The organism is Pseudidiomarina sediminum DSM 21906 (assembly GCF_000423165.1).
GTDB lineage: Bacteria > Pseudomonadota > Gammaproteobacteria > Enterobacterales > Alteromonadaceae > Pseudidiomarina > Pseudidiomarina sediminum.
Genome location: NZ_AUHL01000007.1, coordinates 184,241 through 194,841 on the forward strand (window position 1 = coordinate 184,241; position 10,601 = coordinate 194,841).

The 10,601-nt window shown below is 52.2% G+C and carries 8 protein-coding genes; 7 read left to right on the top strand and 1 reads right to left on the bottom strand.

Annotation, left to right across the window (positions count from 1 at the left end):
- Positions 1 to 37 precede the first annotated feature (37 nt).
- From pepP to G535_RS0104215, 3 genes are read left to right on the top strand one after another with little or no spacing between them, the layout of a single operon-like run.
- On the top strand, positions 38 to 1,363 hold the full coding sequence (gene pepP, locus G535_RS0104205) for a Xaa-Pro aminopeptidase (RefSeq protein WP_026860927.1): 1,326 nt from the start codon (positions 38 to 40) through the stop codon (positions 1,361 to 1,363).
- On the top strand, positions 1,345 to 2,553 hold the full coding sequence (gene ubiH / locus G535_RS12840; protein ID WP_034727585.1) for a 2-octaprenyl-6-methoxyphenyl hydroxylase: 1,209 nt from the start codon (positions 1,345 to 1,347) through the stop codon (positions 2,551 to 2,553). The genes pepP and ubiH overlap by 19 nt, the downstream gene beginning before the upstream one ends.
- A gap of 1 nt (position 2,554) precedes the next feature.
- Positions 2,555 to 3,694: a UbiH/UbiF/VisC/COQ6 family ubiquinone biosynthesis hydroxylase gene (locus G535_RS0104215; RefSeq protein ID WP_026860928.1), complete on the top strand. Its 1,140-nt coding sequence runs from the start codon at positions 2,555 to 2,557 to the stop codon at positions 3,692 to 3,694.
- Positions 3,695 to 3,701: 7 nt separating this feature from the next.
- On the opposite strand, the gene G535_RS0104220 is transcribed toward G535_RS0104215, so the two are convergent.
- Positions 3,702 to 4,571, bottom strand: a complete 870-nt coding sequence (locus tag G535_RS0104220; protein WP_026860929.1) for a LysR family transcriptional regulator — start codon at positions 4,569 to 4,571, stop codon at positions 3,702 to 3,704.
- A 147-nt stretch (positions 4,572 to 4,718) separates the two neighbouring features.
- On the opposite strand from G535_RS0104220, the gene gcvT reads away from it, so the two are divergent.
- The 4 genes from gcvT to G535_RS0104240 form a co-directional block, all read left to right on the top strand.
- Positions 4,719 to 5,798 (top strand): glycine cleavage system aminomethyltransferase GcvT, encoded by a 1,080-nt coding sequence (gcvT, locus tag G535_RS0104225; RefSeq protein ID WP_026860930.1) that lies wholly within the window; start codon positions 4,719 to 4,721, stop codon positions 5,796 to 5,798.
- A gap of 39 nt (positions 5,799 to 5,837) precedes the next feature.
- Positions 5,838 to 6,227, top strand: a complete 390-nt coding sequence (gene gcvH / locus G535_RS0104230) for a glycine cleavage system protein GcvH (RefSeq protein ID WP_026860931.1) — start codon at positions 5,838 to 5,840, stop codon at positions 6,225 to 6,227.
- A 104-nt stretch (positions 6,228 to 6,331) separates the two neighbouring features.
- Entirely contained in the window at positions 6,332 to 9,217 is a 2,886-nt protein-coding gene (gene gcvP, locus G535_RS0104235) for an aminomethyl-transferring glycine dehydrogenase (protein ID WP_026860932.1), read from the top strand.
- A 299-nt stretch (positions 9,218 to 9,516) separates the two neighbouring features.
- Positions 9,517 to 10,601: IS110 family RNA-guided transposase (locus G535_RS0104240; RefSeq protein ID WP_026860933.1), on the top strand; the 1,085-nt coding region annotated here is incomplete at its 3' end.

Consider the following 10,601-nt stretch of genomic DNA (forward strand, 5'->3'; position numbering starts at 1 on the left):
TTTGCAGCTTACGAATAACTGAGAGAGCGAGGTCCACATGGCGGTTACGTTGCCACGTTCTGAGTATCAACAGCGCCGCAAGGCGCTGCTCCAATGGCTGGCGGAGCAACCGCAAACGGCCATCGCGATTATCCCCGGCGCGAGCTTACAAACGCGCAGTAATGACACCGAGTATCCATTTCGACAAAACAGCGATTTTTATTACCTGACCGGTTTCAACGAGCCTGACGCTTGTTTGGTGTTGGCGCCCCATGCCGACTGCCAAGTACAACTGTTCTGCCAAGCTAAAGATCCCCAGCAAGAAGTATGGCACGGCCGTCGGCTGGGGACAGCCGCTGCGGTTGCAACGCTTGGCGTTGATGTGGCCTATGACGCTGATGACCTCGATGAACATTTACTGCATTTGTTTGATGGGGTGGAACTGGTGTTTACCGACCATGACAACCAAGCTTTTACCGCGCATTGCCAAGAACTGGCGGCGGAACTGCGCCAACAAGCGCGGCGCGGCGTGTACCCGCCGTCGCAGTGGCAGCATTTGTCGCCGTGGTTGCATGCTCAGCGCTTACGCAAGTCAGACGCTGAAATTGCGGTGATGCGTGAAGCTGCGCGTATTAGTGTTGACGCCCATAAGCGCGCCATGCGTTTTGCCGCACCGGGACGTTTTGAGTATCAAGTCGCGGCTGAGTTAGAGCATGAATTTGTCATGCAAGGCGCTGCCGCTGCAGCCTATGGCACCATTTGCGGCAGTGGCGACAATGCCTGCATTTTGCATTACACCGAAAATAGCGCGGTAATGGGTGACGGTGATTTGTTGCTGATTGACGCTGGCGCTGAGTATCAGGGCTATGCCGCGGATATTACCCGTACCTTTCCAGTGAATGGGCGTTTTAGTGATGATCAGCGCGCCTTGTATGAATGGGTGCTGAAAGCACAAGAAGCGGCGTTGGCGACGGTGAAGCCCGGCTCGACCCTTGAGCGTGCGCATGAAGCCGCCGCCTTTGTGATCACCGAAGGTTTAGTGGCGCTGGGTATTTTACAAGGCAAAGTGAATGCGCACTGGCAGCAAGCGAGCTATCGGCGTTTCTTTATTCATGGCTTAGGCCACTGGTTAGGTCTCGATGTTCATGACGTAGGTCAAGCTCCGCAAACGGATAAAGTGTTACCGTTCGAGCCCGGTATGGTGATTACCGTTGAGCCTGGCGTGTATATTCCGGTGGATGCCGAAGACATTGATCCGCGTTGGCGTGGCTTAGGTATTCGTATTGAAGATGACGTGGTAATCACCGCAGATGGTTATGAGAACCTCACCGATGAGGTTCCAAAAACAGTGGCAGAGATTGAAGCGTGGATGCAAAGCAAGTAACTCATGATGTGATAATTGCTGGTGGCGGCCTTGTCGGTTCGTTGGCTGCAGTGCTGTTGGCTCGACAACGGCCTGACCTTTCGATTGTGGTGGTAGAACCACAACCGCAGGGACCTGTGCCTGATAAGCGCACCATAGCGCTTGCGGCGGCAACCGTTGGTTTGCTGCAGCGCCAACAGTTGTGGCAGCCGTTGACAGAGGTGTCCGAAGCGATTCAGCACATTCATGTGAGTGATCGTGGTTACCTAGGTGCCACCCGTTTGCACGCTGAACAAGAAGGCGTTGCGGCACTGGGACAAGTGGTACCGGCTGCCGCACTGAATCGCGTGCTTTATGATGCCATCGCCGAGCTCGCCAATGTGACTTGGTTCGCCGGTGCGCGCGTGAGTCAACTTGAGCAACACAGCGACTTTGTTGCCGTTACACTTGCCGGTGAGACTGAGCTTCAGCAACTGGCTGGCCGTTTAGTGGTTGCCGCAGATGGACAGCAGTCGTTTGTCCGCGAAGCCGTTGGTATTCAGATGCAGACCACCGACTACGGGCAGGTTGGCATTATTGCTAATGTGCAGCTGGAACGTGATATGGACGGTTGGGCCTACGAGCGCTTTACCGAGACAGGTCCGCTGGCGCTGCTACCTCTGCCGAACAAACAAGCATCACTGGTGTGGAGTGTCACCGAAGCGCAAGCAGAGGTGATGCAACAGTGGTCAGCGGCGACTTTTGTCGCTGAATTACAACAAGCGTTTGGCTATCGTGCTGGGCGTATTCTTAGTGTCGGCGAGCGTTTTCAGTACCCGCTGAAGTTACATCTTGCGGAGCGTAGCGTTGCCCATCGCGTGGTGGTGATTGGTAATGCGTCGCATACCTTGCACCCGATTGCTGGGCAGGGCTTTAATCTTGGCGTGCGTGATGCCATCTGCTTGAGTCAGCAATTGGCGCACGCGACCGACGTTGGCAGTTACACCACGCTGGCCGATTACTGGCAACAACGCGAAGGTGATTACAACAGCATTATTGGCTTAACCGATATGCTGGTGCGCGGTTTCTCTAATCAGCACTGGCCGCTGACCTGTGCCCGTAACCTCGCCTTACTGGGCTTAGATGCCTTACCGCCATTACGCCAAGCTTTCGCCCGTCGCACCATGGGCTTAGCGCAAATGCCAAGCGGCGTTCGCGCGCAGGAGAAGTAACATGACCCAACACTTTATTATTGTCGGTGGCGGCATGATTGGCTTAGCCAGCGCCATTGGCTTGCGTCAGCAAGGCCATCGGGTCACCTTGCTCGAGCGCGGTCCAGCGCCGAGTTACAGTGACAGCACTGAATTACGGGTGAGCGCCATTGCCCACCATAGTCGTGATTTATTAACGCAATTAGGCGTCTGGCAACAGTTGCCGCAACAGCGTCTTGGTCCTTATACCGCAATGGAAGTTTGGGACCACGATAGCTTCGGGCGCATTCACTTTCATGCCGGCGAAGTGCAGCAAGATGATCTTGGTGCCATTGTCGAAAACCGCGTACTGGAACATCATTTGTGGCAGCGCGCCGCCGAAGTTGGGGTTGAGTTACGCCCAGAGACGACCGTGACCGCGCATGAAATCAGTGCCGACCAGGTCAGTGTGACTGCGGGTGGCAGCACGATCGTTGGCGACTACCTGATTGCCGCCGATGGTAACCGTTCGCCATTACGGCAAGCGGCAGGTTTGCCGATCACCTATTGGGATTATGAACAAACTGGCTGCGTGGCGGTGATCCGTTGTGCACAACCTCACGGTGGTTGCGCCCGACAGGTGTTTTTACCCACAGGCCCGGTCGCGTGGCTGCCGTTAGGTGAGCCTAATTTAGTCTCCTTAGTATGGTCGGCGGACGATGCCTTGGCTGACGAACTACGGGAACTTGACGATCAAGCCTTTGCCAACCGTTTGCAAGCCGTCAGTGACCAAGCCCTTGGCCAACTGGAAGTGGTGTCCGCGCGAGGGTATTTCCCATTACGCATGCAATACGCCCAGCAGTGGGTACAGCAGCGCTTGCTGTTGATTGGTGATGCTGCCCATAGTATTCATCCGCTGGCGGGGCAGGGCGCGAACCTAGGTTTTGGCGATGTGATTGCCTTGCTTGAGGTGACCGCCAATGACTTCGCGCACAAAGAGCTGCGCAATTGGGAACGTGAGCGTAAAGTGGCGGCGGTGCAAATGATCAGCGCCATGGAAAGCTTCAAGCGCGGCTTTGGTAGTGCTAATCCATTGCTGAAAGTGGTGCGCGGGATTGGTTTTCGCGTGGCCGATAAGGTTGGCCCACTCAAGCGTTTGTTAGTGCAGGCCGCGTTAGGCTAACCCAATCTTAAATCCGTTCCTGAATAAACTGTGCCAATTGTTGCGCTGCTGAGTTTTCAGCGGCGCGGTTGGACAACATCACGCCAACCTCTCCTAATTCTGGCAACGCCGTGCCATCGGCCGTGCGATGCAACTTCTCCAAATGGCTCGGCAGGGTACTTTGTGCCAGCACCGTAATGCCAAGGCCGCTTTCAATGGCCGCCGTAAGACCACTAAAGTCAGTGTTGGTATAGGTAATCCGCGAGGCGATGCCGGTTTGCCGCAAAGCGCGCAGGGCGCGACGGCGATAAATACAACCTTCAGGTGCCACCACCAAAGGCAGCGGCGATGGCAACAGCTGACTTTCCGTGTTGCCGACCCACACCAAAGGCTCTTGCCGCAGCTCTAACCATTGCATGGGGTTGACCAATTGCGCGGCATCTTGGCCGCCTTGCTCGGTTAAGGCAATGATGACATCAAAGTCATCGGCATTGGCAACCAGCTGCCGACTCAGCGCTGAAGTTACCTCCAAAGAAACGTTCGGATAGCCTTGCGCAAATTGCCCCAAGACTTGCGGCAATAACTTGCTGGCAAACTCACTGGTAAGACCTAAGCGGACGCGGCCGCTGAGTTCGGGCTCGGTGAGCCGCGCAATAATTTGGTCATTCAAGTTGAGCATGGCGCGGGCGGTATCGAGTAACTCGGCACCAGCGGTAGTGAGCTGAATACGACCGCCGGTACGGGCGTATAAACGCACTCCTAACATTTCTTCAAGTCTTTGTAATTGCAGGCTTATTGCTGGTTGTGAACGGCCGAGTTGTTGCCCGGCAGCAGTGAAGCTTTGTAGCTCATAAACACTCACAAACGCACGTAAACTATCCATGGGTAACTGTTGCATGGCATCGCCTTAGTATTTGCAAAAACAATAGTAAGAAAAACATTATTTGGAAAACTTATAATAGCATAAGGAATTTTAATTTGTTGCCAGCGTGTTTGAGTCTTATAATTGCGCCATCATTTTTCTGGATAACAGGACATTGTCGTCATGGCAAATCGTACTCCTCTTTATGATGCTCACGTAAAAGCGGGCGCAAAAATGGTCGACTTTCACGGCTGGGATATGCCGCTGAATTATGGTTCGCAAATTGAAGAGCACAATGCTGTGCGTCAAGACTCAGGCGTCTTTGATGTGTCACACATGACCATCGTTGATGTGGCCGGTTTGCAAGCCAAAGCCTTTTTACGCAAGTTACTCGCCAACGATATCGCCAAAGTTTCCGTGCCAGGAAAAGCACAATACAGCGCGATGTTGAACGAAAAAGGCGGCGTGATTGACGACTTGATCGTGTACTTCTTCTCTGACGAATCGTTCCGCTTGGTGGTCAACTCAGCGACCCGCGAGCGCGACATGGCGTGGATTGACGCGGTAGCGAAAAGCTTCCAAGTCACCATCACTGAACAAACTGAACTTGGCATGCTGGCGCTGCAAGGCCCGAAAGCTGCCGACAAGTTGAAGTTGGTGCTGGGTGCTGAAGCCTTTGCACAGGTTGATGGCATGAAGCCATTTATGTCGGAACAAGTAGGCGACTTCTTTATCGCGACCACAGGTTACACCGGCGAAGCAGGCTACGAAATCGTGGTACCTGCGCACGCACTGGAAAAGTTGTGGGACGACCTATTGAACGTTGGCGTACAGCCTTGTGGTCTTGGCGCGCGTGATACTTTGCGTTTAGAAGCCGGCATGAACCTGTACGGTCAAGATATGGATGAGAATGTCACACCACTTGAAGCCAACATGGGCTGGAGTGTGGCGTTTGAACCAAGCGACCGCGACTTTATTGGCCGTGAAGCGCTAGAGAAACAAAAAGCCGAAGGCCACGACAAGTTGGTCGGTTTGGTAATGCGCGAGAAAGGCGTATTGCGTCAAGGTTTGAAAGTAGTTGTGGACGGTGGTGAAGGCGTGATCACGTCAGGTACCTTCTCACCAACCCTTGGTTTTTCGATTGCCATGGCACGCGTACCGAACTCAGTTGGCGACACCGCTGAAGTGGAAATGCGCAAGAAATTCGTTACAGTTAGCGTGGTGAAGCCTGGCTTCGTCCGCAACGGTAAGGCCTTGGTTTAAGCACTTATTACGCAGAACAACTAACCTGAGGATCAGAACATGAGCTCAATTCCTAAAGAGTTAAAATACGCATCGACGCACGAGTGGGTACGTAACGAAGGCGACGGTACCTTCACCGTAGGTATCAGCGAGCACGCACAAGACTTGCTTGGCGATATGGTATTTGTTGAGTTGCCAGAAGTGGGCGACACCGTATCTGCAGGTGACGACGTAGCGGTTGCTGAGTCAGTCAAAGCTGCATCAGACATCTACGCGCCAATCGCTGGTGAAATTGTTGCGATCAACGAAGAACTCGAAGACGCACCAGAAACCGTAAACAGCGACCCATATGGCGACGGTTGGTTGTTCCGTATTAAGGCGGAAGACCCGTCTGAAGTTGAAAGCTTGCTTGACGCTGAAGGCTATCAAGCAGTTATCGACGAAGACTAAGTTAGCAATGGAATGCACAAACCCCGGTCACTTACGCCGGGGTTTTGCTTTCCTAACCCTATCGTTATACCCCTGTACCATCTGAATAAAGGGACGAGAAGTAAATGACCAAAGCAACGCTTAAGCAGTTAGAGAATCATGGCGAGTTTATTGGCCGTCACATTGGCCCAAGCGCCGATGAACAGGCTGAAATGCTGGCCGAATTAGGTGTAGATTCACTCGCAGCCTTAACCAAGGACACGGTGCCAGAGAACATCCTACGCGATGACTTCTTACAAGTTGGTGAGCCAATGTCTGAGGTTGAAGCCTTAGCGAAGCTCCAAGGCATTGCCAAGAAGAACAAAGTTCTGACCTCGTTCATTGGTATGGGGTACTACGACACTTTAGTGCCGAACGTTATCTTACGTAACGTCTTGGAAAACCCAGGTTGGTACACGGCATACACGCCGTACCAGCCAGAAGTGGCCCAAGGTCGCTTAGAAGCGATTTTGAACTTCCAGCAAATGACCATCGACTTGACCGGCCTAGAGCTCGCCAGCGCGTCATTGTTGGACGAAGCGACCGCTGCCGCTGAAGCAATGGCAATGGCCAAGCGCGTCAGCAAAAGCAAAGCAATGGCGTACTTCGTTGCTGACAACGTGTACCCACAAACTATCGACGTGGTGAAAACCCGCGCCGAGATGTTTGGCTTTGAAGTGATCGTTGCACCAGCAAGCGAAGCGCCACAACACGACGTGTTCGGTGCTTTGTTCCAGTACCCAGACCGTTTCGGTGAGTTGCACTCACTGGAGCATTTGATTGCTGCGGTACAAGAGAAGAAAGGTGTGGTTGCGGTTGCTGCCGACATCATGAGCTTGGTGATGTTGAAGTCACCGGGTGAAATGGGTGCTGACATGGTACTTGGTTCGGCGCAGCGTTTCGGCGTACCTATGGGTTACGGCGGTCCTCACGCAGCGTTCTTCGCGACCCGTGATAAGTACAAGCGTTCATTGCCTGGCCGTATTATCGGCGTCTCGAAAGACTCACGCGGCAACCTGGCGTTGCGGATGGCAATGCAAACCCGCGAACAGCACATCCGTCGTGACAAAGCGAACTCAAACATTTGTACCGCGCAGGTATTGTTGGCCAACATGGCGTCGTTCTACGCCGTGTATCACGGTCCACAAGGCTTGCGTACCATCGCTGAGCGTATCCACCGCTTAACTGACATCGTTGCACTAGGCTTGCAAGAGAAAGGCGTGAAAGTGGTCAACAACCACTGGTTCGACACCTTAACCTTCAAACTTGAAGGCAGCGAAGACGCGATCATCAAACGTGCGGTTGAGCACGGGTTGAACTTACGTGTCGACGGTGACAACCAGTTCGGCGTGAGCTTGGACGAAGCGAAAACCCGTGCCGACGTTGAGAACCTGTTCACTGCCTTGTTTGGCGATGACCACGGTCTTGAGTTGGACGTGCTAGATTCACGTGCCGCTTCAGGTGACGTGAATTCAATTCCAGCCGCCTTGCAGCGTGAAAGCGAGATTCTTACCCACGAAGTATTTAACTCGCACCACTCAGAAACTGAGATGCTGCGCTACATCAAAAAGCTTGAGAACAAAGACTTAAGCTTGAACCACAGCATGATTTCATTGGGCTCATGTACGATGAAGTTGAACGCCACTGCTGAGATGATCCCGATCACTTGGCCGGAGTTTGGTCAGTTGCACCCATTCTGCCCAGAAGATCAAGCTGCCGGTTATCACGAAATGCTGCAGTTGTTGTCGACTTGGTTGGTCGATATTACCGGTTATGACGTGATGTCATTGCAACCGAACTCAGGTGCACAAGGTGAGTACGCGGGTCTTCTGACCATTCAGAAGTACCACATGAGCAATGGCGAAGGCCATCGTAACATCTGCTTGATCCCAAGTTCTGCGCACGGTACCAACCCGGCGTCAGCACAGATGATGAGCATGAAGATTGTGGTGGTTGAGTGTGACAAGAACGGTAACATCAATCTTGACGATTTCCGCGCCAAAGCTGAAGAAGCGGGCGAGAACTTGTCATGCGCTATGGTCACTTACCCATCGACCCACGGTGTGTACGAAGAGGGCATTCGTGCCGTGTGTGACATCGTGCATGAGTTCGGTGGTCAGGTGTACCTTGACGGTGCCAACATGAACGCTCAAGTGGGCGTAACCTCACCAGGTTACATCGGTGCCGACGTGTCGCACTTGAACCTACACAAAACCTTCTGTATTCCACACGGCGGTGGTGGTCCTGGTATGGGTCCTATCGGTGTGAAGAAGCACTTAGCGCCGTTCTTACCGAACCACAGCGTAGTGCCAATTCATGGTCCGGGCTTGAACAACGGTGCCGTGTCAGCAGCGCCATACGGCAGTGCAAGCATTTTGCCTATCTCGTGGATGTACATTGCCATGATGGGCTCACGCGGTTTGCGTAAAGCGACTGAAGTGGCGATTTTGAACGCCAACTACATCGCTAAGAAGTTGAGCGGTCACTACCCAATCTTGTACAAAGGCCGTAACGACCGCGTTGCGCACGAGTGCATCATCGACTTGCGCCCGTTGAAAGAAGGTTCTGAAGTGACTGAGCTCGACATCGCCAAACGTTTGCAAGACTATGGTTTCCACTCACCAACCATGAGCTTCCCGGTTGCGGGCACCTTGATGGTTGAGCCGACCGAGTCTGAGTCAAAAGTTGAAATCGACCGTTTCATTGAAGCGATGATCGGCATCCGTGAAGAAGTGCGTAAAGTTGAAAGCGGCGAATGGCCGAAAGACAACAACCCACTGCACCACGCGCCACATACGCTTGCAGACATTACCGACAGCAACTGGGATCGTCCATACGATCGCATCACAGCCGTCTACCCAGTGCCTGCAGTGGCCCAGAACAAGTTCTGGCCAAGCGTAAACCGCATCGACGATGTGTACGGCGACCGCAACCTCATGTGCAGCTGCCCCGCGGTGGACAGCTACCGGTAGGTTTGGTTGCAAAGCTAAATAATGAAAAGCCCACATTTGTGGGCTTTTTTGTGTCTGTATATGGCTGCTTTGTGCCAGGTATAGTCATTCGACCCTGGTCACTTATACTCAATAGTGTTCAGGTATGTGCTTGCTGTTTACGACTAATGTGCCAGCATCATTTTAATGATCTCCGCTTTTCCTTCGAAGCAGCAAGCACCTTTACTCTACAACGAATACTCAGGGCTCGCTTTACACGACTGTCTATATTTATTTCGCAGAGTAAAGATACATAGCGAACTTAAAGTTAGGGGGACGTCATGGTCGATCAAACAGCTAAATTCTCTGCATTCATAGGCCTGGATTGGGCTAATCAAAAGCACGATGTTTGCGTTCAAGCTGGTGCAAACGGAAAGCGTAGGTTCGAGGTGATTAAGAATACTCCGGAGTTTCTGGAGTGCTGGTTAAACGAGCTTCATAGTGAGGTTGGTGGCAATATCGCCGTAGCTGTTGAACTGACACGAGGTCCGATTGTTTATCTACTTCAGAAATATCCGTTTATAACCGTGTTCCCAATTCATGCGTTGTCACTCGCCCGCTATAGACAAGCATTTGCTCCTAGCGGCGCAAAAGATGACCCCACCGACGCGGAAATAGCTTTAGACTTAATGTTGAAATATCCATCTAAAGTAAAACCTCTCAAACCCAGCAGTAACGAAGTGAGAGTACTGTCTCATCTTGTAGAGCAGCGTCGTTTGCTTGTTGAGGATAAGCGGCGATTTGTTAATCGATTAATAAACGCTTTAAAGCAATATTATTCTCAACCGCTGGAATGGTTCTCTCACAGAGACAGTGATTTGTTTTGTGACTTTCTCCTGCGTTGGCCGTCACTACAAGAACTCAAACGCTCTCGCGAAAACACGATACGGGAGTTCTTTAAAAGTCGCGGAGGCAACGCGGTTTCGCTTACAGAAAAGCGCCTTGAAGCTATCGCGGCAGCTGTACCTCTCACGCATGATGAAGCAGTAATTCAAGCTCACAAACGCTTTGTCCAGTCAGTCATTAAGCAATTGAAAGTTACCATCGACAATATCCGAACTTACGATTCAGAAATCCGCACGTTGTTTGAACAAATGCCGGATGCAGCTATTTTTAGCTCTTTACCAGGAACTGGCCCTTGTTTGGCGCCCCGACTCCTTGCTGCTATCGGTGACGATAGAGAGCGCTTCAGCACTGCACAACAGCTGCAAAATTTTGCCGGGCTCTCTCCCGTAACAGAAAGAAGTGGTAAAAAAAGTTGGGTTCATTGGCGTTGGCAATGCTCGAAATTTGTCAGACAAAGCTTTGTTGAATGGGCTGCTAAAAGTGTCCATCAATCCTATTGGGCTGGACTTTATTATCAACA

Bases quoted from the DNA above. Each gene is read 5' to 3' on its own strand.
- gcvT (WP_026860930.1), top strand. From the start codon at position 4,719: ATGGCAAATCGTACTCCTCTTTATGATGCTCACGTAAAAGCGGGCGCA.
- gcvH (WP_026860931.1), top strand. From the start codon at position 5,838: ATGAGCTCAATTCCTAAAGAGTTAAAATACGCATCGACGCACGAGTGG.
- gcvP (WP_026860932.1), top strand. From the start codon at position 6,332: ATGACCAAAGCAACGCTTAAGCAGTTAGAGAATCATGGCGAGTTTATT.
- G535_RS0104220 (WP_026860929.1), bottom strand. From the start codon at position 4,571: ATGCAACAGTTACCCATGGATAGTTTACGTGCGTTTGTGAGTGTTTAT.
- pepP (WP_026860927.1), top strand. From the start codon at position 38: ATGGCGGTTACGTTGCCACGTTCTGAGTATCAACAGCGCCGCAAGGCG.
- G535_RS0104215 (WP_026860928.1), top strand. From the start codon at position 2,555: ATGACCCAACACTTTATTATTGTCGGTGGCGGCATGATTGGCTTAGCC.